Origin of the sequence: Dickeya ananatis (assembly GCF_019464615.1) — a bacterium.
GTDB classification, from domain to species: Bacteria; Pseudomonadota; Gammaproteobacteria; order Enterobacterales; family Enterobacteriaceae; genus Dickeya; species Dickeya oryzae.
Map to the genome: position 1 here is coordinate 1,946,176 of NZ_CP040816.1, position 25,513 is coordinate 1,971,688.

A 25,513-nucleotide genomic window follows, 5' to 3' on the forward strand; every position below is an offset into this window, starting at 1 on the left:
ATGCAGGAAACCGTATTAACCAAAATCGTGCGCGACAAGGCGCTGTGGATAGCCGAACGTAAACAACGACAGCCGCTCGACAGCTTTCAGTCGCAGGTCACGCCCAGTTCACGCCATTTTTATCAGTCGCTGAAAAAGGCCAGCCCGGCATTTATTCTGGAATGTAAAAAAGCCTCGCCCTCCAAGGGATTGATTCGGGCTGACTTTGACCCGGCGTCTATCGCGAGGGTTTATCAGGATTACGCCTCCGCCATTTCCGTGTTGACTGACGAGAAGTACTTTCAAGGCGACTTCACCTTTCTGACCCAGGTGAGCGCTGCGGTTGCCCAGCCGGTTCTGTGCAAAGATTTTATTATCGACCCGTATCAGATTTACCTGGCCCGTTACTATCAGGCAGATGCCATCCTGCTGATGCTCTCAGTGCTGGATGATGACCAGTATCGCCAGTTGGCACAGGTGGCACACAGTCTGGATATGGGCATTCTGACTGAAGTGAGCAATGAAGCCGAACTGGCGCGTGCCATCGCTCTGGAGGCGCGCGTTGTCGGTATTAATAACCGCGATTTGCGCGATCTCTCCATCGATTTGAACCGTACCCGCACACTGGCACCACAATTACCCGCCAGCGTCACGGTCATCAGCGAATCCGGTATCAGCCGCTATGCCCATATTCAGGAATTGAGTCAGTATGCCAACGGCTTTCTGATCGGCAGTTCGCTGATGGAGGAAGACGACCTGTCCATGGCGGTGCGTCGGGTTATTTTGGGCGAAAACAAAGTCTGTGGGCTGACTCGGCCTGAAGATGCCGCTGCCGCGTTCCAGGCCGGTGCGGTGTATGGCGGACTGATTTTTGTTGCCAGCTCACCTCGCTACGTGACAACGTCACAAGCACGTACCGTCATGGCCGGTGCCCCGTTGCGCTATGTCGGGGTATTCCGTGACGCGCCACTGGCTGAGATCGTTGAAACGGCATCATCGCTTCAACTGGCAGCAGTTCAATTACATGGCCATGAAGACGATGCCACCGTTGCTGCCCTGCGGGAACAACTACCTGCAACCTGCCAGATATGGAAAGCCCAAGCGGTCGGCGATACGCTGCCCCCTCTGGCACTGCCACAGGTTGATCGGATACTGCTCGACAACGGTCAGGGTGGCAGTGGTCAATCGTTCAACTGGTCGTTGCTGCAAGGACAATCGTTACAACGGGTGCTGCTGGCCGGTGGTCTCACCCCGGACAACATCGCGCAGGCGGCCAAATTCGGGGCGGCAGGACTGGATGTTAACTCCGGCGTTGAATCGCAACCCGGCATCAAAGATTCACAAAAAATTGCGGCGGTATTTCAAACGCTGCGTGCGGCGCAATCCCGCCGCACCTCTCATGCATAAAAAAGGTACAGGCTGATTATGACATTACTTAACCCTTATTTTGGCGAATTTGGTGGTCAGTATGTACCACAGATTCTGATGCCCGCCTTGCGTCAGTTGGAAGAGGCGTTTGTTAGCGCACAGCGTGATCCCGCGTTTCAGTCTGAGTTCAGCGATTTACTGAAGAATTATGCCGGTCGCCCGACCGCGTTGACACGGTGTAAAAACCTGACGGCAGGCACTCGCACCACACTCTACCTGAAACGTGAAGACCTGTTGCACGGTGGTGCCCACAAAACCAACCAGGTATTGGGTCAGGCGTTGCTGGCAAAACGGATGGGTAAAACAGAAATTATCGCCGAAACCGGTGCGGGCCAACATGGCGTTGCCACGGCGCTGGCGTGTGCGCTGTTAGGATTGAAATGCCGGGTCTACATGGGTGCCAAGGATGTAGAACGTCAGTCGCCGAATGTATTTCGTATGCGGTTGATGGGCGCAGAAGTCATCCCGGTACACAGCGGTTCTGCCACGCTGAAAGATGCATGTAACGAGGCGCTGCGTGACTGGTCCGGTAGTTATGAAACGGCACACTATCTGCTGGGTACCGCCGCTGGCCCCCACCCTTACCCCACTATTGTGCGGGAATTTCAGCGCATGATCGGGGAAGAAACGAAAGCCCAGGTGAAAGAAAAAGAAGGTCGCCTGCCGGATGCAGTGCTGGCTTGCGTCGGTGGCGGATCCAATGCGATTGGCATGTTCGCCGATTTCATCGATGAGCCTTCTGTACGCTTAATCGGTGTAGAACCGGCGGGACTCGGGATCGAAACCGGGCACCACGGCGCACCACTGAAGCATGGCCGCACCGGTATTTACTTCGGGATGAAATCACCGATGATGCAGACTGATGACGGGCAGATCGAAGAATCATACTCGATTTCAGCTGGTCTGGACTTCCCTTCAGTCGGTCCGCAGCATGCACATCTAAACAGTATCGGGCGAGCTGAGTACGTGTCGGTAACCGACGATGAAGCGCTGAACGCCTTTCGGGAGTTGTCTCGTCATGAAGGTATCATTCCGGCGCTGGAGTCATCCCATGCGTTGGCACATGCGCTGAAAATGATCAGCGCTGAGCCGGAAAAAGAACAAATTCTGGTGGTGAATCTGTCCGGGCGCGGCGATAAAGACATTTTTACGGTTCACGACATTCTGAAATCCCGGGGAGAAATCTGATGGAACGCTACCACGCTTTGTTTAAACGGTTATCGGAAAAGCAGGAAGGGGCGTTCGTGCCGTTTGTCACCCTGGGTGACCCTTCCCCGGCTCTGTCATTGCAGATAATCGACACGCTGGTCGCCGCCGGAGCCGACGCAGTAGAATTGGGTATCCCTTTCTCTGATCCGCTGGCAGATGGCCCAACCATTCAGAATGCCACACTGCGCGCGTTCGCCGCAGGTGTAACCCCAGCCCAGTGTTTTGAAATGCTGGCCACTATCCGTCAGAAATACCCTGACCTGCCGATTGGGTTGCTGATGTATGCCAACCTGGTTTTCAGCAACGGTGTTGATGCCTTTTATCAGCGTTGTGCGCAAACCGGCGTTGACTCTGTGTTGGTCGCCGATGTACCTGTGGAAGAATCAGCACAGTTTCGTACTGCTGCAATGAAGCATGGTGTTGCGCCTATCTTTATCTGTCCGCCGAATGCCGATGACGAGTTATTGCGTGAAATCGCTTCCTTTGGTCGCGGTTACACCTACCTGCTCTCTCGGGCCGGGGTAACCGGTGCAGAAACACGTGCTCAGCTACCGTTACATCATTTACTGGAAAGATTGCAGGAATACCATGCGGCTCCACCGTTACTCGGTTTCGGTATTTCTGAGCCGACTCAGGTGCAGCAGGCGTTAACATCTGGCGCAGCCGGGGCGATTTCAGGTTCAGCGATTGTCAAAATCATTGAGCAGTACCATGAGCAACCAGATACGATGCTGGCAAAACTGAGCGAATTCGTCAGCACGATGAAAGCGGCCACCCGCACTCGCTGATTTATCTCCCCCCTTCGTTTTGACGCCATAGCTTTGACCGGCTATGGCGTTTTTCTTGTCAATCACTCCAGATCTTACCCACAGCGACACTGACGCCTGCCTTGCTCGGTATCTTATTGTTTAGTTATGTCCCCCTACCACTACATTCACCCTCACTCACAAACAGGATTAACGTCACAAAATGATAAATATGCTCACAAATATGAATTTATTAAGAAGAAAATAAATTGTTAAAAATTAATAAACAAACAAAAAAGTCAATAAAAATAAAATCTATAAAAACATTTATATGTAACAAATAAAATATAAATGAAATAATTTAATTCTATTTTGTTGAAACGTGGTTTTATTTCTATAGGCATAGATTTCCCGCTATGTAAATAGACGAACATCACACAATGAAATGGCTTTTCATTTTTTTCAATTTGATGTTCCTGATCACACATTTGTAAGCAGAGATAAATAAAAATCGGCATCGTGCTGCGCCACATTGGCGACACAACACTTATAAAAAATGATCTCTGAGAGGGTTATAACAATGAAATTTAAAATTCTGACAGTGATGGTTGCATCTTTGGTAAGTATGAGTTCAATGGCAGTAACGTTTGATTATCGCCATGAGATGTTTGATACCAAAAACGCCGATCACAAAGATCGACTGCTGATTTCGCATCGTTTTGACAATGGATTTGGTCTGTCTTCTGAAGTGAAGTGGAAACAAAGCGATAAAGATACAACCCCAAACAAGCCATATAATGAGCCTGTCAGCAACGAGACCGAAGTTACTGCCAGTTATCTGTATAAATTCGATAAGACATTCAGCCTGGAAAGCGGCTTCAACCTGGTCTCCGGCAGCACGTACAGCAACTACCGTCCTTATATCAAAGGCGGGGTCAATATAACGAACGATCTGTATTACTTCCTGCGTTACCGCCCTTTCTACAAGCGGTATAGCGGTAATATCGGCAGCACCGACACCACCATGAAGGGCTACACGATTACCAGCACACTGGGGTACAAATTCCTGAACAATTTCACCATTGAATACGAACTGGAATACAATAAAAATACTAAAGCCGGTGCATTCGGTTACATTGCTGACCAGGATAATGACAACTTCACTCACGACGTGAAGCTGGCCTACAAGATCGACAAAAACTGGACACCTTACATTCAGCTTGCCAATGTCGAAGGCAGCAAAACAACTGACGAACGTCAGACTCGCTACCGTGTTGGTGTGCAGTACAACTTCTGATAACCGTTATCGCGGTTATAAAAAAGGCGGAAACCGGGGTTCCGCCTTTTTTTGCTTGTTACGTCGTTTATCAGAACTTGTAACCGAAGCCAAACATAAATACCCAAGGATCCAGACGGGTTTTGATGCTCTGATCCTGACCGGCTGCCTTGAATTTTACGGTAGTATCGATATCCATCCACCATACCGACATATTCAACAACCAGTTTTTATTCAGGTTGTAATCCAAACCAGCCTGTGCGGCTACACCCCAGGAGCTTTTCAGGTTCAGATCGGTTAACCCGGCATCCTTACCTGTCTGGTTGAATTTCTCATCAAAGAATGTGGTGTAGTTCAGGCCAACCCCCAGATAAGGACGCAATTTATCTGTGCTCTGCCCAAAGTAGTACTGCGCCATCAGTGTTGGCGGTAAATGTTTCACTTCCGCAATCTGACCTACGCCCCCAACTCCTACTTTATGTTGGAATGGTGTCGCTGCCAGCAGTTCGACACCAATATTATCCGTCGCCATGTAGCCGAAGGTGAGGCCCAGTTGGGTATTGTTATCCACATTGAATGACCCTAACCCCAACACATTATCAGATCCAGCATTAGGGCGTACTGTTGCGGTTCCAGCACGAACAATAATATCCCCTGCCTGATGGGCTTCTGCCAATGCAGGTACCATCGCCGCTGCTACCATCAATAAAGCAACCTTTTTCATTATCCACTCCATTTATAAGGTTAATATCCGTGCGAACTATACCCACTAAGGGGTAGCTTTGTTTGAATCTAGATCACATCCTGACAGGATTTTTGCGGCAAAACGACCTCAATCAAATCACTCCAAGTCACTAAAAAACATAGAATTGATCCAAATCAAAAAGCACAGGAAAAGCAAATCTCCCACAAGCACAAAAAAGAAGCTGCGCCGCCAGATATTCCGGCGTAATGTTATTTTTTCATCTGAGATTCAACGCCGAGTGAGGCCGGTGGGTAATCAATTATGAGTCATCACAGTCACGTTAACCCTTGTATGGAATGCGGCGCATGCTGCGGTTATTTCCGGGTATCGTTTTACTGGTCAGAAGCGAATGACGGGGGCGGCACGGTACCCGTTGAGCTGACTGAGCCTGTCACGCCGTTTCTGCGCTGTATGGCAGGCACAAACAGCAAACCGATCCGTTGCTGCGCGCTGGAAGGTAACATCGGCGAGTCGGTCAGTTGTCGCATTTATGCTCAACGCCCATCGCCATGCCACGAATTTGCGCAATCGGGTGGAGATGGTCAGCATAACGATGCCTGTGATCGGGCACGTGCGGCCTATGGCTTACCGCCGCTCATCCCTGCCCGCTTACCGCAGCCGTGCTCATAAATCAGAGCAAAAATAAGCAGATAGATGAAATCGATGTCGGGGTGCCACGGAACACCTGAACGGGTTACAATAGCCAGCTATGCCTATTGCTAACTTTTGCCAAGGAGTTTTCATGCCTATCACGGCCAGCAGGTTGTACCGTGACACCTTGAATTTTACGCGTAACCAGTTTTTCAGCATTCTCATGCTGGCGCTGCTGACGTCATTGATCACCGTCGTCCTTGGGCACGTCTTTACTCCCGATAGCGATCAACTACAACTACTCAGTAACAGCAATGTGGATTTATCCTCCATTGAGCAGCCAGGCATCAGCGATATCATTGCGCAGCTCTCCCCTGAGCAACAACTCGTTCTGTTGAAGGCGTCTGCCGCAGGTACTTTTGCGACGCTGGTAGGTAATGCCCTGTTAACTGGCGGTATCCTTATGCTGATCCAGTTGGTCTCCGCAGGCCACCGGACCAGCGCGCTGCGGGCCATTGCCGCTTCTGCACCGCTGTTACCCCGCCTGCTTCTGCTGGTACTGGTTTGTACCTTGTTAATTCAGTTAGGCATGCTACTGGTGGTGGTACCGGGGATCTTATTATCCATCGCCTTTAGCCTGTCACCGGTGATCGCCGTAACGGAAAAGCGCGGCGTGTTCGCTGCCATGCGGGCTAGCAGCAAGCTGGCATTCGCCCATTTCCGCCAGACAGCACCAGCTGTCATGTTATGGTTACTGGTCAAAGTCGCACTACTGCTACTGATCGCCCGTTTGCCGATGGTGTCGCCAACCGCGATGGCGGTGATATTAAATGCCATCAGCAACATTATCTCTGCCATGTTGCTGGTCTACGTGTTTCGTCTGTACATGCTGGTACGCGGTTAATGCGGCCTATCCTGAACGGGAGTGGCGCTAGCGCCGCTCCCTCTCAACCTGCCGTTATAACGGTGACAACGTAATTTTCTGCAAATTGTTACGATAAATCGGGAATCGTGCCGCATAAACAGCGATAATAATTCGCAGAGAGTTCACCCTTTTTTGGTATACACGGCCCCACACCGGATACGTGACGGATTAACATAATGAAGCAAATTATTGATTTTATTCCTCTTATTGTCTTTTTTGTTTGTTATAAACTGTATGATATTTATGTCGCTTCGGGTGCATTGATCGCAGCAACAGCAGCCGCATTACTGTTTAGCTGGTTCATTTACCGCAAGATAGAAAAAATGATGCTGCTGACCTTCCTGATGGTGGCCGTATTCGGCACCCTGACGTTGGTCTTCCATAACGATCAATTCATTAAATGGAAAGTCACCATCATTTACACACTGTTCGCTACCGCATTGCTGTTCAGCCAGTTTGTCATGAAAAAACCGCTGATTCAGCGCATGCTCGGCAAAGAGCTAATCTTACCGGAAATGGTGTGGGCAAAACTGAACATAGCCTGGGCTATCTTTTTCCTACTGTGCGGACTGGCAAACATCTATATTGCCTTCTGGTTGCCACAAAGCGTTTGGGTCGACTTTAAAGTATTTGGCCTCACCGGCCTGACTCTGGTATTTACATTACTGTGCGGCGTTTACATTTACCGTCACCTGCCGGGCGAACCGGAGAAGACGGAAAATGAAGGCGATAAATAAGCTACCGCCACAGACTGATTATTGACTACTCACAAGCGGATTCGTTGATCCTATGAGCAAACAAGATGTATTACCTCACGGCGAGTTGGTGCTGCGCACCCTGGCCATGCCGGCGGATACCAATGCCAATGGCGATATCTTTGGCGGCTGGCTAATGTCACAAATGGATATCGGTGGTGCGATTCTGGCAAAAGAGATTGCAGAAGGCCGTGTTGTCACCGTTCGCGTCGACGGCATGACCTTTCTCAAGCCCGTTGCAGTTGGTGATGTGGTTTGTTGCTACGCCCGTTGCGTTCGTACCGGACGTAGTTCAATGACAGTCAATGTGGAAGTGTGGGTGAAAAAAGTATCAACAGACCCCATTGGCCAGCGTTATCGTGCGACTGAAGCCCTGTTTACTTATGTCGCTGTCGATGAAGAGGGTCGTCCACGAGAATTGCCGCAAGGGAAAAGCCACTTCGCGCCAGAACAATAATCACCTTAACCATTCTGGAAGCACAACAATAAGGCACCGCAAGCGGTGCCTTATTCATTCGTGCGACACTTGCCTGGCTTATTCCATCGCCGTCGCGCCATTGACTTTGAAAATAATCGTCACCACCAGGTCTTTCCCTGGTCGATTCTCTTCATAACGCCACTTACGCATCGCCTGCCTGATATCTCGCTCGAACAGGTTTTGCGGTTCAGCTGACAACACTCGGACATTACCTACACGACCCGACTCATCAACATCGAACTGTACTTTAACCCTACCTTCAATATGCAGGGCTAACGCACGGGCAGGATATTCCGGCTGAGCCCGATTTACCGGTTTTGGACCAGCAGGCTGGGCGCTGGCAACCGGTGCCTGACTAACCGGTGCCGGATTATGGCTCACGGTCTGGCTGGATGCAGGGGCGGCATTCGGCTCAGGCACACTTTCATGGGGTTTGTCCTTTTGCGGCTCCAGCTTTTTCACCGGTTTGGGCTTTGGTTCCGGCTTAGGTTTGGGTTTCGGCTGGGGTTTTGGTTCCGGTAACGGAATCGGAACCGGTTTTGGCAACGGCGGCGGCTCAGGTTGAACCTGTGGTTCAGGCACCGGCTCGGGTTCATGTGTTGGCTCTGGCTCGGCGGTCGGTGCGGGTGCGGCTTCCTGCGGTGCGGTGTTAACCATCATGACCTGGATCGGTTGCGGCGCGGTCGGCAGTGTGACTGATGTATTAAAAGAAGCAAACAGCAATCCGGCTATCAATGAACCATGGAATACGACGGAAACCAATACAGGCCATGAGTATCGGTGGGTCAGGAAAAATGTTTTCTGCGGCATAGTTATATGATGTCCTCTCACCGCTCAAGTTTAAATGCAAATGACAATCATATTCAATAGCATCGCTTCAATTCCTGTCATAAACGACGTCACGATTTATCCGGTTTCGGCCTATCAGCATCATAGCGTATGATGACGGTTCATCTCATAACGATATGACACAATGAGGTTTACCATGCTGTATGTGATTTATGCCACCGATGTTCCCGGTTCACTGGAAAAGCGTCTTGCTGCCCGTCCGGCACATCTTGAACGATTGCAAACATTACGCGATCAGGGCCGTTTGTTAACGGCAGGTCCGCTGCCAGCCATTGACAGTGAAGACCCCGGTGCCGCCGGATTCACTGGTTCCACCGTCATTGCCGAATTCCCATCGCTGGAAGATGCTCGTCAGTGGGCGAACGACGATCCTTATGTCGCCGCTGGTGTTTACGACGCTGTCAGCGTTAAACCCTTCAAAAAAGTTTTTTAATCTAAACTTGATGGAGGTTATGGAATTTTCAATAAATATGACCTCCATTTTCACCCCAAATATCTGAAATATTTTATTCATTTAATGATGTTATGTTGGCGGCAGTTTTCTTTAGCGAGTAAATTGTCATGTCAACATCCACCCCGCTACGCTCCGGTTTTCTGGGCAAATTACGCCAGTACCGCCTGAGTTTCCTTTCCGGTTTATTGTTGATCATCGGACTCTTTTCCTTATTACAGTTGTTGTCTGTAGGCATGATCTCGAAAACCATGACCGAGGTGCGTCAGGATAGCGCCGCCAACGAGGCACTGCGCCAGCAGCAGGCACTGATGGACCAGGCACGAATGGAGGTCATGAACGCCAGCGATAAGCTCAATCGCGCGGGCATCTACCTGATGTTTGATAAGGAAACCGGCTCTGTCGGCAGTTGGAATAGCCTGATGTCGGAAGCAGAAACCTCATTAGCCAACGCACAAGGGGCTTACCAAAAATTGGAGCGTTTCTCTGGCTCCGCACGTAATGATGCCGTTTTCACCGACCTCAAAAACAGCTATCAGCAGCTTTATAACGGGTTGGTTGAACTTGCCCAGGGTATTAAAAGAACAAACGAAATCGACATTTTCTTTGCCGTGCCTATTCAGGCTTACCAGACGCAGTTCACCCAGAAGTATTCCCATTTCCTGCAGGAAAACGATGCCCGTCAGAAACAGCATGCCCAACAGTTGTTGAATAACCTCGATGCTGCGCACACCCTGTTTATCGTGATTCTGGGATTACTGCTGGTCATTTCGGTGCTGGTCTGGATTGGCGTCAACAAGGTGATCGTTCATCCACTTAAACGCATCACCGATCACCTGAAATTGATCGCATCCGGCGATTTGTCACACGACATCGCCATAGAAAAACGAGCAACCCGTGAAATCACCGTACTGAACAACAGTGTAGTCCAGATGCAAAGCGGTCTGGTCGCGCTGATAAGCCAGGTTCGTCAGGGCATGGAAACCATGATGCAGCAGGTAAGCCACGTCACCAGCGACAACCGCCAGTTATCAGAGCAGGCAAGCCTGCAATCCGCGGAACTGAAAGTCACCACAGAGCATATCATTCAGATTAGCCAACATCTGGAACAGAATGCTCGGTACACAGAAAAAGCCAGCCATCATGCAAAAGAAACCAGTCATATCGCCGAACAAGGCGAAGGCATGATGAGTGACGTCAGAAACGCGATGCAGAATATTTCCAGTCGCAGTAAAGAAATGACGGAAGTGATCTCACTGATAGAAAACGTCGCCTTCCAGACGCATATCCTGTCACTGAATGCAGCGATTGAAGCCGCACGGGCCGGAGAAATGGGCAAAGGATTTTCGGTCGTGGCGCGGGAAGTCGGTACGCTGGCCTCACAAAGCAGCCAGTCGGCGCACAACATTAATGCCTTGATTCACGAATCAGACAGCAGTGTTGCCACCGGTGCCAAACTGGTTGTTCGCCTCAATGACAGCTTGCAGGAAATCATTCAGGCCGCCAAAGGTACCAGTACCTTCCTCAATGAAATCACTGACATCTCGCAACAACAGAATCAGAGCATTCATGAGGTTACCAACCGAATCCGTTCACTCAATGATACCGTGAAGCAAAACGCCCTGCAGGTGGAAGTATCGGCCCGAACCTGTCTTCAACTCCTTGAACAGGCAGAACAGCTCAATCTGTCGGTATCACTGTTCCATTTGCCCGCGATAGAAGACACACCGGTGGAGACCAATGCCCAGCGGACAACACCGATTCAGGTCGCCAAAAGCTACGTCGCCCTGCCGCAGCATTCACCCGCATTGTAGTCTTCAGATAATCTGATTGGATAAAAAAGCCCAACAACCTGATGGTTATTGGGCCTGACACTCACTACCCGGCGACTACCACTCGTAAGCTACGGCATACAATAACGCACGGCGCTGCTGTTTCTGGCACAGATAACGTACGTGATGGATATGTCGGTAACTGCGCGACTGGGCCTCAAGCCAGCGACTCCGACGGCGCTGCACCTGACGTTGCATACGCCAGCGGCTGACTTCATTCCGGCTGCGTTTCATGGCACGACTCTTATGATAAGCATGATGGGCGCGTCTATTATATCTCCCTGTTTTCGCGCGCCAAGAGAGAAAGCGGGATTTTCCCGAATCCGCATGCTTGCCAACCATACGCTATAGTATTCAGAGTAAAGGACTTTCCCCTCAGGGGAACTATGCATACACTTGAGCTGGTGGACATTTCGCAGCAGGGAACCGTACATTGTTACTATGACAGCATTTTATACTGTACTTAGCGGATTACTGGTTTTCAGTTACTGGCTGCTTGTTGCCAGTATTACGCTGCGTATTCTGATGAAAAGGCGGGCCGTCCCTTCTGCGATGGCCTGGCTATTGGTAATTTATATTCTGCCGTTGGTCGGTATCGTCGCCTATCTGTTGTTCGGCGAGCTACATTTGGGAAAACGCCGGGCGGAGCGCGCCCGACAAATGTGGCCGGTAACAGCCCAATGGCTGCGTGACTTGAAGGAATACCGCCGCATTTTCGCCACCGAGAACAGCGAGGTCGCCCGCTCATTATTTCAACTGTGTGAACGTCGCCAGGGAATTGGTGGTATCAAGGGCAATCAGTTGCAATTGCTAACCTCCTTTGACGACACCATCAAAACGTTAATCCGCGATATCGAACTGGCACAAAATAATATTGAGATGGTGTTCTATATCTGGCAGGCGGGCGGTTTGGTGGATCAAGTGATGAACGCCCTGCTCTTAGCATCACGCCGTGGGGTCAAGTGTCGAATCCTGCTCGATTCGGCAGGTAGCGTACAGTTTTTTCACAGTACCTACCCGGAAATGATGCGTACTGCTGGCATTACCGTGGTGGACGCGCTACAGGTGAATCTGTTACGCGCCTTCCTGCGCCGTATGGATTTGCGTCAGCACCGCAAGGTCATCCTGATAGACAACCGCATCGCCTACACCGGCAGCATGAATATGGTGGATCCACGTTATTTCAAGCAGGACTCTGGTGTTGGTCAGTGGGTGGATCTGATGGTACGCATCGAAGGCCCGGTAACCACGACCATGGGCGTGATTTATAGTCTCGATTGGGAAATGGAAACCGGTCAGCGCCTGCCACCGCCGCCGCCGGACGTCAATATCATGCCATTCGAGCAAGAGCGCGGCCATACAGTGCAGGTTATCGCCTCCGGCCCCGGCTACCCCGAGGAGATGATTCATCAGGCATTGCTGACAGCGGTTTACTCTGCACGGCACCAGCTCATCATGACCACCCCTTATTTTGTACCGAGTGATGACCTGCAGCACGCCATCTGTACCGCAGCCCAGCGTGGCGTAGAGGTCAGTATTATCGTACCGTATAAAAATGACTCAATGATGGTGGGTTGGGCCTGTAAAGCCTTTTTCACCGAGTTACTGGCGGCGGGGGTCAGGATCTACCAGTTCGAAGGCGGTTTATTGCATACCAAAAGCGTGCTGGTCGATGGGCAGCTTAGCCTGGTCGGTACGGTTAACCTGGACATGCGTAGCCTCTGGCTGAACTTTGAAATCACGCTGGTGATTGACGATGACGGTTTTGGTAGCGATCTGGCCTGTGTGCAGGAGGACTACATGTCCCGCTCACGACTGTTGAATACCAAAGAGTGGTTAACCCGCCCTTATTGGCAACGCATTGTCGAACGACTGTTTTACTTTTTCAGCCCACTGCTGTAATCACACCGCCCTTCATGCTCTAATACCCCATCACGTTTTAACAGGAATGTTGTATGGATTTAAATAACCGCCTGACAGAAGATGAAGCTCTGGAACAGGCTTACGATATCTTTCTGGAACTGGCGCCGGATAATCTGGATCCAGCAGATATTTTGCTGTTCAACTTGCAGTTTGAAGAGCGCGGCGGTGCGGAACTGTTTGACCCGGCGGAAGACTGGCAAGAGCACGTGGATTTCGACCTGAATCCGGATTTTTTCGCCGAAGTGGTGATTGGGCTGGCCGAGCAGGACGGTGAAGAAATTACGGATATTTTCGCCCGTATTCTCATCTGCCGGGAAAAAGACCACAAGCTGTGCCACATCCTGTGGAAAGAGTAACACTCTCGGACACGGCCTGACTGGTGGTCAACCGCCTGCCATAAAACGCAAAACGCCCCGTGTCAGGGGCGTTTCTTTTAGGTGATAGGATACCAGGTGTATCAGTAAATCACGGTAATGGATCGACCTTCAGGCAGGATACGGCATGTCTGAAGCTACCTTCCAGTACTGGCCGGGTTTGGGTGCACTCCGGCCCCACAACCGGGCAACGGGTGCAGAATACACAGCCTGACGGTGGGTTAATCGGCGAAGGGAGATCGCCTTCCAGCAGTTGAATCTGCTTGTTGCGTTCCTTGTCTGGATCCGGAATCGGCACCGCCGACATCAGTGCGCGGGTGTAAGGATGCTGTGGATTATGGTACAGCTCATCATAGGTCCCCAGTTCCACCGCATGCCCCAGATACATCACCAGAACACGGTCAGAAATGTGTTTTACCACCGACAAATCATGGGCGATAAAGATCAATGACAGCCCCATCTCACGCTGCAACTGTTGCAGCAGGTTCACCACCTGAGCCTGAATCGACACGTCCAATGCAGAAACCGGTTCGTCACAGATAATCAGTTTCGGTTCCAGAATCAGTGCACGGGCGATACCGATACGCTGACACTGGCCGCCAGAAAACTCATGCGGGTAACGGTTAATCAGGTTCGGCAGCAAGCCAACCTTCATCATCATGGTTTTGACGCGGTCTTTTACTTCCTGACGCGACATATTCGGATGGTAGGTACGCAACGGCTCGGCAATAATTTCACCAATGGTCATACGCGGGTTAAGCGATGCCAGCGGATCCTGAAAAATCATCTGAATATCGCTACGAACATCACGCCATTCAGTGTCACGCATACCCAGCAGATCTTTCCCCAGCCAGCTAATGCGCCCGCTTGTCGCTTTTACCAGACCGATAATGGCGCGAGCCAGTGTGGATTTACCACACCCCGACTCCCCGACCACGCCCAGGGTTTCCCCTTCGTACAGACGCAGGGTAACACCATCTACCGCTTTCAGCTTTTTAGCTGGTTGCCAAAACCATTGTTTGTCATCACGGATATCAAAGTGGACCTTGAGTTCATCCACTTCAAGTAAGACTTTTTTGTTTTCCAGCTCATTCATACTAATTCCCCCACACTCCGGAAACAGGCACGCAGACGACCTTCACCAAACGGCTTCAATTCAGGTGCATGCTGGCATTGTTCCTGTGCATACGGGCAACGCGGCTGGAAAGGACATCCTTTCGGCAGGCGCAACAGGTTAGGTGGATTCCCCGGAATAGTAGCCAACTCAGCATTCTCTTCATCAAGACGAGGAATCGCTTTTAGCAGGCCCAGAGAGTATGGATGGGTCGGTTCATAGAAAATCTCGCGCGCACTGCCGTACTCCATAGTACGTCCGGCGTACATGACTAGGACTTTGTCGCAAATACCGGCGACCACTCCCAGGTCATGGGTAATCATGATAATGGCGGTATTGAACTCACGCTTCAGGTCATTGAGCAGCGTCATGATCTGCGCCTGCACCGTCACATCAAGCGCGGTGGTCGGCTCGTCAGCGATCAGTAATTTAGGGCGACACAACAACGCCATGGCAATCATCACGCGCTGGCGCATCCCACCAGAAAACTCATGCGGATACATGCGCATCCGTTTTCTGGCTTCCGGCATTTTTACCGCGTCCAGCATGCGTACTGACTCTTCAAACGCATCGCTTTTACCCAATTTCTTGTGCTGCATCAGCACTTCCATCAACTGATCGCCAACACGCATGTACGGGTTCAGTGAGGTCATCGGGTCCTGAAAAATCATGGCGATCTCTTCTGCTCGCAGGCGATTAAGCTCACGCTCCGGCAGATTGAGAATCTCACGCCCGTTGAAACGTGCCGAACCACCAATGTGGCCATTGGCAGCCAGCAGCCCCATCAGCGCAAATGCCGTCTGGGATTTACCGGAGCCGGACTCACCCACAATACCCAGTGTTTCACCGGCACTGAGCGAAAAATTAAGATCGTTTACCGCCGTGACATCACCATCAGGCGTACTGAAAGTCACGCGCAAGTCTTTAACATCAAGCAAGGCGTGGGTTTCTGACGTATTCATCATGATATGAAGCGTCTCCTTAGCGGTCTTTCGGGTCGAGGGCGTCACGCAAGCCATCGCCGATAAAGTTGAAACAGAACAGGGTTACCACCAGGAAACCGGCGGGATAAAGCAACAACCATGGCGCCACTTCCATTGAGTTAGCACCATCGTTTAATAATGCCCCCCAACTGCTCAGCGGTTCCTGGGTACCCAGGCCAAGGAAACTCAAGAAGGATTCAAACAGGATCATGCTCGGCACCAACAGCGATGCGTACACCACCACCACACCCAGCACGTTTGGTACCACATGACGCAACACGATGCTACGGGTAGAGACACCGCATACCAGCGCTGCTTCAATAAACTCTTTACGTTTCAGGCTCAGCGTCTGACCGCGCACGATACGCGCCATATCCAGCCAGGACACCATGCCGATAGCCACAAAGATCAACAGAATATTCTGTCCGAACAGGGTGACCAGCAAAATCACGAAAAACATGAACGGGAAGGAGTTGAGGATCTCCAAAAGACGCATCATCACTGAGTCGACTTTGCCACCCAGATATCCCGACGCCGCACCATACAGTGTACCGACAATGACCGCCACCAGGGCTGCAGCAACACCGACCATCAGCGAAATGCGCCCGCCGATAGCCACTCGCACCAACAGGTCGCGACCGGAAGAATCGGTACCAAAGTAGTGCTTAGACACCATATCCGGTGCACTGGACATCATATTCCAGTCGGTGTCCGCATAATTGAACGGTGCCACCATCGGGCCGATAACAACAAACAGCGTAATCAGCGTCAGGACAAACAGACTGGCCAGCGCAGCACGGTTGTGCATGAAGCGACGGCGCGCATCCTGCCACAGGCTACGCCCTTCCACTTCTAGTTTCTCGCTGAAGTTATCCAGCGCTTCACGGTTACGTTTATTCCAGAACATCAGTGATTTACCTTAGTAACGGATCTTCGGATCGATGACCGCATACAGTACATCGATGACCGCATTAAACAGAATGGTCAGCGCACCCACTAAAATAGTCAGGCTCAGCACCAGCGAATAGTCACGGTTAAGCGCACCGTTAACAAATAACTGACCAATACCAGGTAAACCAAAGATGGTTTCAATCACCATAGAGCCGGTGATAATCCCTACGAAGGCAGGCCCCATGTAGGACAACACTGGCAACAACGCAGGCTTGAGTGCATGGCGCAAAATGATCCGACGCAACGGCAGCCCTTTGGCACGCGCAGTGCGGATAAAGTTTGAATGCAGCACTTCAATCATGGAACCACGGGTAATACGCGCAATGCTGGCGATATACGATAACGAGAGCGCGACCATCGGCAGAATGATGTATTTTGGCGCACCGCCATTCCAACCGCCCCCCGGCAACCAGTGCAGGGTTATCGCGAATATCAGCACCAACAGTGGTGCCACAACAAAACTGGGGATCACCACTCCGGTCATGGCAAACCCCATGACGGTGTAATCCCATTTACTGTTCTGATTCAACGCGGCAATCACGCCGGAGGTCACCCCCAGCACTACCGCCAGCAGAAAAGCAGCAATCCCCAACTTGGCCGACACAGGGAAAGCCTGGGCAACCAAATCGTTGACTGAATAATCTTTGTATTTGAAAGAGGGACCAAAGTCACCCTTCAGCAACTGCACCAGATAATTGCCATACTGTTTGATCATCGGATCATTCAGATGGTATTTGGCTTCGATGTTCGCCATCACTTCAGGGGGAAGATTACGTTCTCCCGTGAACGGACTTCCCGGGGCCAGCCTCATCATGAAAAACGAGATCGTGATCAGGATGAACAGCGTCGGGATTGCTTCCAGGCAACGACGGAAAATAAATTTTAACATTGACCTTACCTATAAAACCGGTCTGAAATTTTCGCTTCTATTTATCACACTTTATTAAACCGAATAAGGGCTGTGTGCCAGACACACAGCCCTGTCATCATTAATGCTTGATAATATAAAGGTTTTTAACGTTCAGGTTATCCAGTGGATCTTTACCTGTAATGCCACCCACATACGGTTTAACCAAACGGGTGTTGGCATAGTAATACACAGGAACCACGACAGCGTCTTTTTCCAGCAGCATCTCAGCCTGCTTGTAAACATCCGCACGCGCTTCTTCATTGGTGGCAGCCAATGCTTTTGCCATCAATTTGTCGAAATCCGCGCTCTTATAATGTGCGGTGTTGCTGCTGCTGTTGGAAATCATGGTATTCAGGAACGTGGTCGGTTCGTTGTAATCCGCACACCAGCCAGCACGAGCGACATCGAATGTGCCCTGATGACGGCTATCCAGGAATGTTTTCCACTCCTGGTTTTCCAGTTTTGCGTCCACACCGATGTTGTTTTTCCAGATAGATGACGCTGCGATCGCCAGTTTTTTATGCAGATCGGACGTATTGTATAGCAGGTTAAAGGTCAGCGGTTTTTCCGGCGTGAAACCGGCTTCAGCCAGCAGTTTCTTCGCTTCGGCGTTACGTTTCTCACGCGACCAGCTCACCCACTCTGGCGGAGTCAGTTTGCCATCCAGACCATCGATGTACGGCGGGGTGAAACCAAACGCCGGGGTATCGCCCTGCGCTTTCACCTTGTTAACCAGAATGTCTTGATCCAGACCCAGCACTAACGCCTGGCGTACGCGCGCATCGTTAAACGGTGCTTTCTGGTTGTTGATCTCGTAGTAATAGGTACACAGATACGGATCCGCCTTCACTTCGTTGGGGATCTCTTTCTTCAACTTCTGGAACAACTCGATAGGCAGGTTGTTATAGGTCATGTCGATTTCGCCGCTACGGTAACGGTTAACATCCGTCACTTCAGAAGAAATCGGCAGATAGGTCACTTTGTTGATGATGGTATGGGCGTTATCCCAGTAATTCGGGTTGCGCTCCAGAACGATTTTCTCGTTTACAACCCACTCTTTCAGCGTATAAGCGCCGTTGCCGACCCAGTTTGCTGGCTGGGTCCATTTTTCACCGTATTTTTCAACGGCTTTCTGATTCACCGGGAAGGTGGAGGGGTGAACCAACAGCTTATAGAAGTACGGAACCGGCTCACTCAGCGTGACTTCCAGCGTATGATCGTCAATGGCTTTCACACCCAACGTATCCGGGGATTTTTTACCGTCGACAATATCATCAATGTTAACGATATGACCGAATTGCAGGTAGCTGGCATAAGGAGAGGCTGTTTTCGGATCGGTAACACGACGCCAGCTATAAACGAAATCCTGTGCAGTAACCGGCTCACCATTGGACCATTTAGCGTCTTTACGCAAGTGGAAGGTCCATACTTTGAAATCTTTGTTATCCCAGCTTTCTGCAACACCTGGTGCCGGGTGGCCATCCGGAGAGGTAACCAGCAGCCCTTCCAGCAGATCACGCGCGACGTTAGATTCCGGAACGCCTTCCATTTTATGCGGGTCGAGGGAAGCGACTTCAGCACCGTTATTACGCACCAGCTCCTGCTTCTCAGCCAGTTGCACACCAGCAGGCACCGTAGCAGCCCAGGCAGAAACGCCCGCGGAAGCCGTGATCGCAGCGAAAATGCTCACTGCCAGTCTTTTTTTAATAGTGTTGTTTACCATTATTTACCTTGCTCCTGTTCTACTGTTATCACCCAATCAGGCATATAACGTTTTTTACGTATTACGCGGACAGACAATACCGTCGCCAGAGGAACGACTCTGGCAACATGGCCGCTTAATCACATCAAAATTGTTTTATCCACGCCGCACGACTTGATGCGCTTAATGCCGCAACAACGTGTTGGAAAAATCAACAGAGATAAAAACAGCACATATCAGCAACCCAAAAACCGCCGCTGTCCTTTCCCAGGACCGGCAGTCTGTCGCCATTTCCACTCTTCCCTGATGGTACGCCCTCCCCAAATTCCACAAAAAGTCGTCGGGGATAACGTTCTAATAAAATTAACTTATCCGTAACGGCTTGGGAGAATAGCGTGATGCCGAACGTATCAGAAGAATCCGTCTTCGCCAATAGATTTTGCAGGCTGTTACTTAAATTTCTTTTCAATCCCGGGAAGTCACAAAAAAACCAGTATGTGTAAATGGACACAAAAGCCCCGTGCATGGTATCAACTATGGCAAAAGCGCCCCCGGCAGCAGATTGTCCAACAAGTGGCAAGCATAGAAGAATTAACCATAATCAAGGACAAAAAATGCACGATAAAACACTTTCACCACCGTCAATGACTTTCCGACACCAGGCCCTCTACATGTGAATAAATTAACAGTGAAATCTCATGTGCATTGCAACAAAACATCTGCTGTGTTTTACGCCATATGCATTAGCTTATCTAAGGCATTCACATAACATAAAAATAAGTTATGCCACCTCGTGTGATAAATAATAGTAGGGAATACGCCTTTTTCTGCTGATGATTACCGGGAAATGGCATAAGAAAAAAATATTAATAAAAATAAGGCGAGTCAGATGAACGGAATGCACGCAATGGAGGGTCTTGGTGCATTGTAAGATCTGGGTAGATTGTAAGATATGGGAGGATTGGAAGATGAGGCAGGTAGCACATTAACTTATCGTTGGTCTCCCACTTTAGCGTCGCCGACATAGCAATGCCGCCGGAGCCGGATTGAGCAAAGTCCCGCTCTCAGGCAGGTTCACCAGCGGCCCAGCAGCAGAGTATAAATCCATAAATAAAGGCAACACGGCTCAGACATCACATATCGAAACCTAAGCCAAGACACTCTCGTTATCAGGACAATCCTGGAAATAACGCGCGAATGCCTGTCACGATAAACTCAATACCGAGCGACATCAGCAACAGCCCCATAATACGTGTCACGACGTTGATGCCGGTTTGTCCCAGCAACCTGACTAACGCGGGTGCGGCCCGAAACAACAACCAGCAACAAAATGAAAAAACGGCAATCGCCAACGACAGCCCTAATAAATTTTGCCAACCGTGATAGCGGGAACTCCAGACAATGGTGGAGCTAATGGCTCCCGGCCCCGCCATTAATGGTAATGCCAGCGGCACCACGCCAATACTTTCTCGATTGGCTGTTTCTGTCTTCTCCTGCTTATTCTGTTTGTCCTCACCCAGTTTGCCGCTGATCATCGACATCGCGATGGCGGTAATCAGAATACCGCCAGCAATGCGAAATGAATCAATCGAGATGCCAAACAGCCGCAAGATAGCGTCACCAAAAAATAGCGCTACCCAAAGGATAATCACCACAGAAACATTGGCAGTCAGGTTGGTTCTCGCCCGCCCTTCCCCTGCCTGGTAGTTGGTCATACTAATGAAGATAGGCAGAATACCTACCGGGTTTATCAACGCAAACAGCCCAATAAAAAACTTGATATAACCAGAGAAATCCAGGACAGGCTGAATCACTTTTCACCTCTGAAGATTATTGTCAACGCCAGGCGTCTTTGGCGATCGACGGCACACACCGTGACATCGCCTACAGTAATGTAAAGTACAGCGTGCCTCCACTCTTTCATCTGACGATTATTCTCTGTCACCACGCCAATTTTCGATACAAATTCATCCAGAAAAGCACATGGAATGGTCATTTATTTTTAACAAACCTCAGAAAAAGATGATACTCATTCTCAATAACACCATGCTGAATGGTGTCAGCATGGCAATTTAGCGAGTGAGATCACAAAAAACCGACCAGTAACGGGGTATTCTGACTTCAGAGAAAAGAACAACACCTAAAGCAGCGAACATTGCCTTTATATCGGCAGCAGTTTTAGGAAAAACATTGAGAAACCATGGTTTCTGGCCGTAAACAAGGCGATGACACGCATCAGAAGATTAATCGAGCGCTTTGAGCCAATGGATAATCGTAAGAGCCAAATTATCAGGTACCTCAACCATTATCTATACTGCTTATTTATCGATGGACCATTGACTGAAAGAGCTTAACATTACAGGAGAGCATTATGGCCGTAACAAACGTTGCTGAACTTAACGCTTTGGTCGAGCGCGTCAAAAAAGCGCAGCATGAATTCGCAAACTTCTCGCAAGAGCAGGTTGATAAGATCTTCCGTGCGGCAGCACTGGCTGCCGCAGATGCGCGTATTCCGCTGGCAAAAATGGCGGTTGCAGAATCAGGCATGGGGATCATCGAAGATAAAGTCATCAAGAACCACTTTGCTTCCGAATACATCTATAACGCTTACAAAGACGAACAGACCTGTGGCGTATTGTCCGTCGACGACACGTTCGGCACCATCACGATTGCCGAACCTATCGGTCTTATCTGCGGTATCGTCCCGACCACCAACCCGACGTCTACCGCTATCTTCAAGGCACTGATCAGCCTGAAAACACGTAACGGTATTATTTTCTCTCCTCATCCACGCGCTAAAAATGCCACCAACAAAGCAGCCGATATCGTGCTGCAGGCAGCGATTGCTGCAGGTGCCCCGAAAGACATCATCGGCTGGATTGATGAACCCTCAGTCGAACTGTCCAACCAGTTGATGCACCACCCGGATATCAACCTGATCCTGGCAACCGGCGGCCCAGGCATGGTGAAAGCAGCTTATAGCTCGGGTAAACCGGCTATTGGCGTAGGCGCAGGCAACACCCCTGTCGTGATTGACGAAACCGCTGATATCAAGCGTGCCGTCGCATCGATTCTGATGTCAAAAACCTTTGATAATGGCGTGATTTGTGCGTCCGAACAGTCGGTCATCGTTGTTGATAAAATCTATGACGCTGTACGTGAACGTTTCTCTACGCACGGCGGTTACCTGCTTAAAGGTAAAGAGTTGCAGGCAGTACAGGCGATTATTTTGAAAAACGGCGCGCTCAATGCCGCTATCGTCGGCCAGCCCGCCATCAAGATCGCCGAAATGGCCGGTATTACAGTCCCAGCCAGTACTAAGGTATTGATCGGTGAAGTCATCCATGCTGACGAGTCTGAACCGTTTGCACACGAAAAACTCTCTCCGACACTGGCCATGTACCGGGCGAAAGATTTTGAAGAGGCCGTTGAGAAAGCGGAAAAACTGGTTGCAATGGGCGGGATCGGCCATACCTCATGTCTGTATACCGATCAGGATAATCAGCCGCAGCGTGTGAACCATTTTGGCGACAAGATGAAAACTGCCCGTATTCTGATCAATACCCCAGCTTCTCAAGGTGGGATCGGTGATCTGTACAACTTTAAGCTGGCACCATCGTTGACGCTGGGTTGTGGCTCATGGGGCGGTAACTCTATCTCTGAAAACGTCGGACCGAAGCACCTGATCAACCGTAAAACCGTTGCTAAGCGAGCTGAAAACATGCTGTGGCATAAACTTCCTAAATCTATCTATTTCCGTCGCGGTTCACTGCCGATCGCACTGGAAGAAGTGGCGACTGATGGTGCCAAACGCGCCTTTATCGTAACCGACCGTTTCCTGTTTAATAACGGCTATGTAGACCAGATTACCTCCGTACTGAAACAGCAAGGTTTGGATACCGATGTTTTCTTCGAGGTGGAAGCGGATCCGACACTCAGCATCGTTCGCAAAGGTGCGGAACAGATGAACGCGTTTAAACCTGACGTCATCATCGCACTGGGTGGTGGCTCGCCGATGGATGCCGCCAAGATCATGTGGGTCATGTACGAACATCCGGATACCCATTTCGAAGAGCTGGCGCTGCGTTTCATGGATATTCGCAAACGCATCTACAAGTTCCCGAAAATGGGTGTGAAAGCAAAACTGATTGCCGTCACAACCACCTCAGGGACAGGTTCTGAAGTCACACCGTTTGCCGTAGTAACCGATGATACCACCGGCCAGAAATACCCGCTGGCAGACTACGCGCTAACACCGGATATGGCGATTGTCGATGCGAATCTGGTGATGAACATGCCGAAATCGCTGTGTGCTTTCGGCGGTCTGGATGCCGTCACCCACTCGCTGGAAGCCTACGTTTCAGTGCTGGCAAATGAATACTCCGACGGACAGGCGTTGCAGGCACTGAAACTGCTGAAAGACAACCTGCCAGCCAGCTACCACGAAGGTGCCAAAAATCCGGTAGCTCGTGAACGCGTCCACAACGCGGCCACCATCGCCGGTATCGCTTTTGCCAACGCCTTCCTGGGTGTCTGCCACTCAATGGCACACAAATTGGGGTCTGAATTCCATATCCCACATGGCCTGGCTAATGCCTTACTGATCAGCAACGTGATTCGTTACAACGCTAACGATAACCCGACCAAACAGACGGCATTCAGTCAGTACGATCGTCCGCAGGCGCGCCGTCGTTATGCCGAAGTCGCCGATCATTTAGGCTTGAGTGCCGTCGGTGACCGTACAGCTCAGAAAATTGAAAAACTGCTGGCCTGGCTGGAAAGCATGAAGAAAGAACTCGGGATCCCGGCGTCTATTCGTGAAGCGGGCGTGCAGGAAGCCGATTTCCTGGCCAAAGTGGATAAGCTTTCTGAAGATGCCTTTGACGATCAGTGCACCGGTGCTAACCCACGTTATCCGCTGATTGCCGAACTCAAACAAATCCTGCTGGATTCGTTTTATGGCCGCCCGTTTGTCGAGCATACCGTGACGGACACCAAAGCCACCGCGGTAACCGCCAGCGCACCAGCCAAAGCGGAAAAGAAAGAAAAGAAAGCCGTTAACTAATAGCCGTTAACCCACAATGGCTATCAGGCCCTGTGCATAGCGCACAGGGCTTTTTTTTATCCAGTCATGATATTGCCGCACTCTTCCTAACCGTCGCGAGCTGGGGCTCCTATAGGCTTGCATAACGCTATGTATCTGTATGCCTCAACCTGCCGTAAGAAAACGAGAATCAAGGCCATAAACACAGGTTGTAAGCCTGAAATTCAGGATGCTGAAGAGGGGCCTGGGTAAACAAAAGAAAAGCGTGATGAGCCTGCCAGCAACGATTCCCCTTTCAGGACAAAACCACCGCATTTTAGGCAACACCACGCGCACGCCTTTTAGAATAATCATTATGACATGGGAAATCTTACTGCCGACTTTTTGGCAACCTAACGCGCGAATCCATACACACAAAGTAACGAATATTTAATCTTTATTAGCAATATTTACCGAGGGCTATAACCGGACCGACGTGCTACGCCCCGGTTATTAATAAGGCAGGCTAAATACTTAACCTATTATTGATATGGATTATTCCACCTCGGTCCGCGTCAGCCCCAGTGCGATTTTATAATGCTTACGGCATACCGATACATAACTTTCATTTCCACCAATCACAACCTGAGCGCCCTCAATGACAGGCTTGCCATGCGAGTCTACTCGCAATACGTGATTCGCCTTACGCCCACAATGGCAGACGGTTTTAAGTTCAACCAGTTTGTCAGCCCAAGCCAATAAATAATGACTGCCACTAAACAATTCCCCACGGAAATCGGTGCGCAGGCCATAGCAAAGAACCGGGATGTCTAATTGATCGACAACATCACACAACGCATTCACTTGCTCACGCGTCAAAAACTGACTTTCATCAATTAGCACACAGTGAATAGTTTGCTGACGATGAGCCTGTTCAAGAACCCGGAATAAATCTGTCTGCTCGTTAAACAATAACGCGGGTGAAGAGAGGCCGATACGAGAACTGACGACGCCGCTTCTGCCGGAGCGATCATCTATTTCAGCCGTAAACACCAGCGTGCGCATTCCCCGCTCCTGATAGTTATATGAAGACTGCAACAGTGCGGTAGATTTCCCTGCATTCATCGCGGAATAATAAAAATAAAGCTGCGCCATGGCTCCTCGTTCAACGGCATTCACCGGTCAGTAATCGTTAAAATTTATTGTAACATAGGTATTGATGCTGACGAGGGTTTAGTCATGCCGCCGGCGTTGTCAGTACCACAATCA

Annotated in this window: 23 protein-coding genes; 13 read left to right on the plus strand and 10 right to left on the minus strand. The window is 50.2% G+C overall.

The window, feature by feature from the left end; genetic code table 11:
- From trpCF to FGI04_RS08475, 4 genes are all read left to right on the plus strand, one after another.
- Nucleotides 1-1,386, plus strand: coding sequence for a bifunctional indole-3-glycerol-phosphate synthase TrpC/phosphoribosylanthranilate isomerase TrpF (gene trpCF, locus FGI04_RS08460; RefSeq protein ID WP_342701284.1), 1,386 nt, complete (start codon nt 1-3; stop codon nt 1,384-1,386).
- Between the two features lie 15 nt (nt 1,387-1,401).
- The gene (gene trpB / locus FGI04_RS08465) at nt 1,402-2,595 is read left to right on the plus strand and encodes a tryptophan synthase subunit beta (protein WP_193744085.1); all 1,194 of its coding nucleotides are present in this window, start codon (nt 1,402-1,404) and stop codon (nt 2,593-2,595) included.
- Nucleotides 2,595-3,404 carry a tryptophan synthase subunit alpha gene (trpA, locus tag FGI04_RS08470; RefSeq protein ID WP_342700786.1) on the plus strand — a complete coding sequence of 270 codons (810 nt, stop codon included), beginning with the start codon at nt 2,595-2,597 and terminating at the stop codon, nt 3,402-3,404. The genes trpB and trpA overlap by 1 nt, the downstream gene beginning before the upstream one ends.
- A gap of 538 nt (nt 3,405-3,942) precedes the next feature.
- A complete protein-coding gene (locus tag FGI04_RS08475; RefSeq protein WP_248587622.1) occupies nt 3,943-4,659 on the plus strand; it encodes an oligogalacturonate-specific porin KdgM family protein in 717 nt (238 codons plus the stop codon).
- Between the two features lie 70 nt (nt 4,660-4,729).
- Here FGI04_RS08475 and ompW read toward each other — a convergent pair whose 3' ends face one another.
- Nucleotides 4,730-5,362, minus strand: coding sequence for an outer membrane protein OmpW (ompW, locus tag FGI04_RS08480; RefSeq protein ID WP_342700785.1), 633 nt, complete (start codon nt 5,360-5,362; stop codon nt 4,730-4,732).
- Between the two features lie 282 nt (nt 5,363-5,644).
- On the opposite strand from ompW, the gene FGI04_RS08485 reads away from it, so the two are divergent.
- The 4 genes from FGI04_RS08485 to yciA all read left to right on the plus strand — a co-directional run bounded on the left by FGI04_RS08485 (nt 5,645) and on the right by yciA (nt 8,111).
- Nucleotides 5,645-6,013: a YkgJ family cysteine cluster protein gene (locus FGI04_RS08485; protein ID WP_342700784.1), complete on the plus strand. Its 369-nt coding sequence runs from the start codon at nt 5,645-5,647 to the stop codon at nt 6,011-6,013.
- A 112-nt stretch (nt 6,014-6,125) separates the two neighbouring features.
- The gene (locus FGI04_RS08490) at nt 6,126-6,878 is read left to right on the plus strand and encodes a YciC family protein (RefSeq protein ID WP_038908025.1); all 753 of its coding nucleotides are present in this window, start codon (nt 6,126-6,128) and stop codon (nt 6,876-6,878) included.
- A gap of 197 nt (nt 6,879-7,075) precedes the next feature.
- Entirely contained in the window at nt 7,076-7,636 is a 561-nt protein-coding gene (locus FGI04_RS08495; protein WP_407273486.1) for a septation protein A, read from the plus strand.
- 52 nt (nt 7,637-7,688) lie between these two features.
- Nucleotides 7,689-8,111, plus strand: a complete 423-nt coding sequence (gene yciA, locus FGI04_RS08500) for an acyl-CoA thioester hydrolase YciA (RefSeq protein WP_038908028.1) — start codon at nt 7,689-7,691, stop codon at nt 8,109-8,111.
- Nucleotides 8,112-8,189: 78 nt separating this feature from the next.
- On the opposite strand, the gene tonB is transcribed toward yciA, so the two are convergent.
- Nucleotides 8,190-8,942: a TonB system transport protein TonB gene (gene tonB / locus FGI04_RS08505; RefSeq protein ID WP_342700781.1), complete on the minus strand. Its 753-nt coding sequence runs from the start codon at nt 8,940-8,942 to the stop codon at nt 8,190-8,192.
- A 175-nt stretch (nt 8,943-9,117) separates the two neighbouring features.
- Here tonB and FGI04_RS08510 point away from each other — a divergent pair, with 175 nt between their 5' ends.
- Both FGI04_RS08510 and FGI04_RS08515 read left to right on the plus strand, forming a co-directional pair.
- Nucleotides 9,118-9,414 (plus strand): YciI family protein, encoded by a 297-nt coding sequence (locus FGI04_RS08510; RefSeq protein ID WP_342700780.1) that lies wholly within the window; start codon nt 9,118-9,120, stop codon nt 9,412-9,414.
- Between the two features lie 128 nt (nt 9,415-9,542).
- Nucleotides 9,543-11,246: a methyl-accepting chemotaxis protein gene (locus tag FGI04_RS08515; protein ID WP_342700779.1), complete on the plus strand. Its 1,704-nt coding sequence runs from the start codon at nt 9,543-9,545 to the stop codon at nt 11,244-11,246.
- Between the two features lie 75 nt (nt 11,247-11,321).
- On the opposite strand, the gene FGI04_RS08520 is transcribed toward FGI04_RS08515, so the two are convergent.
- The gene (locus tag FGI04_RS08520) at nt 11,322-11,498 is read right to left on the minus strand and encodes a YciY family protein (protein ID WP_012884806.1); all 177 of its coding nucleotides are present in this window, start codon (nt 11,496-11,498) and stop codon (nt 11,322-11,324) included.
- A gap of 207 nt (nt 11,499-11,705) precedes the next feature.
- Here FGI04_RS08520 and cls point away from each other — a divergent pair, with 207 nt between their 5' ends.
- A complete protein-coding gene (gene cls, locus FGI04_RS08525) occupies nt 11,706-13,166 on the plus strand; it encodes a cardiolipin synthase (protein WP_407273488.1) in 1,461 nt (486 codons plus the stop codon).
- 53 nt (nt 13,167-13,219) lie between these two features.
- The gene (locus FGI04_RS08530) at nt 13,220-13,543 is read left to right on the plus strand and encodes an HI1450 family dsDNA-mimic protein (protein ID WP_012884808.1); all 324 of its coding nucleotides are present in this window, start codon (nt 13,220-13,222) and stop codon (nt 13,541-13,543) included.
- Between the two features lie 109 nt (nt 13,544-13,652).
- Here the strand turns inward: FGI04_RS08530 and oppF are convergent, their stop codons facing one another.
- From oppF to FGI04_RS08560, 6 genes are all read right to left on the minus strand, one after another.
- Nucleotides 13,653-14,657 (minus strand): murein tripeptide/oligopeptide ABC transporter ATP binding protein OppF, encoded by a 1,005-nt coding sequence (gene oppF / locus FGI04_RS08535; protein ID WP_342700777.1) that lies wholly within the window; start codon nt 14,655-14,657, stop codon nt 13,653-13,655.
- Complete coding sequence (locus FGI04_RS08540) at nt 14,654-15,640, minus strand: ABC transporter ATP-binding protein (protein ID WP_023639746.1); 987 nt, start codon at nt 15,638-15,640, stop codon at nt 14,654-14,656. The genes oppF and FGI04_RS08540 overlap by 4 nt, the downstream gene beginning before the upstream one ends.
- Before the next feature lie 16 nt (nt 15,641-15,656).
- Nucleotides 15,657-16,565 (minus strand): oligopeptide ABC transporter permease OppC, encoded by a 909-nt coding sequence (gene oppC / locus FGI04_RS08545; RefSeq protein WP_342700776.1) that lies wholly within the window; start codon nt 16,563-16,565, stop codon nt 15,657-15,659.
- A 12-nt stretch (nt 16,566-16,577) separates the two neighbouring features.
- Nucleotides 16,578-17,498, minus strand: a complete 921-nt coding sequence (oppB, locus tag FGI04_RS08550; protein WP_012884812.1) for an oligopeptide ABC transporter permease OppB — start codon at nt 17,496-17,498, stop codon at nt 16,578-16,580.
- Between the two features lie 100 nt (nt 17,499-17,598).
- Nucleotides 17,599-19,242: an oligopeptide ABC transporter substrate-binding protein OppA gene (gene oppA / locus FGI04_RS08555; protein ID WP_342700775.1), complete on the minus strand. Its 1,644-nt coding sequence runs from the start codon at nt 19,240-19,242 to the stop codon at nt 17,599-17,601.
- Between the two features lie 1,148 nt (nt 19,243-20,390).
- Complete coding sequence (locus FGI04_RS08560) at nt 20,391-21,035, minus strand: YchE family NAAT transporter (RefSeq protein WP_342700774.1); 645 nt, start codon at nt 21,033-21,035, stop codon at nt 20,391-20,393.
- A gap of 557 nt (nt 21,036-21,592) precedes the next feature.
- On the opposite strand from FGI04_RS08560, the gene adhE reads away from it, so the two are divergent.
- A complete protein-coding gene (adhE, locus tag FGI04_RS08565; protein WP_342700773.1) occupies nt 21,593-24,286 on the plus strand; it encodes a bifunctional acetaldehyde-CoA/alcohol dehydrogenase in 2,694 nt (897 codons plus the stop codon).
- Between the two features lie 513 nt (nt 24,287-24,799).
- On the opposite strand, the gene FGI04_RS08570 is transcribed toward adhE, so the two are convergent.
- Nucleotides 24,800-25,399, minus strand: a complete 600-nt coding sequence (locus FGI04_RS08570) for a thymidine kinase (protein WP_342700772.1) — start codon at nt 25,397-25,399, stop codon at nt 24,800-24,802.
- Between the last annotated feature and the right edge of the window lie 114 nt (nt 25,400-25,513).

Coding starts and splice junctions, on each gene's coding strand:
- adhE (WP_342700773.1), top strand. CDS start 21,593: ATGGCCGTAACAAACGTTGCTGAACTTAACGCTTTGGTCGAGCGCGTC.
- cls (WP_407273488.1), top strand. CDS start 11,706: ATGACAGCATTTTATACTGTACTTAGCGGATTACTGGTTTTCAGTTAC.
- tonB (WP_342700781.1), bottom strand. CDS start 8,942: ATGCCGCAGAAAACATTTTTCCTGACCCACCGATACTCATGGCCTGTA.
- FGI04_RS08485 (WP_342700784.1), top strand. CDS start 5,645: ATGAGTCATCACAGTCACGTTAACCCTTGTATGGAATGCGGCGCATGC.
- oppA (WP_342700775.1), bottom strand. CDS start 19,242: ATGGTAAACAACACTATTAAAAAAAGACTGGCAGTGAGCATTTTCGCT.
- trpCF (WP_342701284.1), top strand. CDS start 1: ATGCAGGAAACCGTATTAACCAAAATCGTGCGCGACAAGGCGCTGTGG.
- ompW (WP_342700785.1), bottom strand. CDS start 5,362: ATGAAAAAGGTTGCTTTATTGATGGTAGCAGCGGCGATGGTACCTGCA.
- oppC (WP_342700776.1), bottom strand. CDS start 16,565: ATGTTCTGGAATAAACGTAACCGTGAAGCGCTGGATAACTTCAGCGAG.
- FGI04_RS08520 (WP_012884806.1), bottom strand. CDS start 11,498: ATGAAACGCAGCCGGAATGAAGTCAGCCGCTGGCGTATGCAACGTCAG.
- FGI04_RS08510 (WP_342700780.1), top strand. CDS start 9,118: ATGCTGTATGTGATTTATGCCACCGATGTTCCCGGTTCACTGGAAAAG.
- FGI04_RS08530 (WP_012884808.1), top strand. CDS start 13,220: ATGGATTTAAATAACCGCCTGACAGAAGATGAAGCTCTGGAACAGGCT.
- oppB (WP_012884812.1), bottom strand. CDS start 17,498: ATGTTAAAATTTATTTTCCGTCGTTGCCTGGAAGCAATCCCGACGCTG.
- FGI04_RS08475 (WP_248587622.1), top strand. CDS start 3,943: ATGAAATTTAAAATTCTGACAGTGATGGTTGCATCTTTGGTAAGTATG.
- FGI04_RS08495 (WP_407273486.1), top strand. CDS start 7,076: ATGAAGCAAATTATTGATTTTATTCCTCTTATTGTCTTTTTTGTTTGT.
- FGI04_RS08570 (WP_342700772.1), bottom strand. CDS start 25,399: ATGGCGCAGCTTTATTTTTATTATTCCGCGATGAATGCAGGGAAATCT.
- FGI04_RS08540 (WP_023639746.1), bottom strand. CDS start 15,640: ATGATGAATACGTCAGAAACCCACGCCTTGCTTGATGTTAAAGACTTG.
- FGI04_RS08515 (WP_342700779.1), top strand. CDS start 9,543: ATGTCAACATCCACCCCGCTACGCTCCGGTTTTCTGGGCAAATTACGC.
- trpA (WP_342700786.1), top strand. CDS start 2,595: ATGGAACGCTACCACGCTTTGTTTAAACGGTTATCGGAAAAGCAGGAA.
- oppF (WP_342700777.1), bottom strand. CDS start 14,657: ATGAATGAGCTGGAAAACAAAAAAGTCTTACTTGAAGTGGATGAACTC.
- FGI04_RS08490 (WP_038908025.1), top strand. CDS start 6,126: ATGCCTATCACGGCCAGCAGGTTGTACCGTGACACCTTGAATTTTACG.
- yciA (WP_038908028.1), top strand. CDS start 7,689: ATGAGCAAACAAGATGTATTACCTCACGGCGAGTTGGTGCTGCGCACC.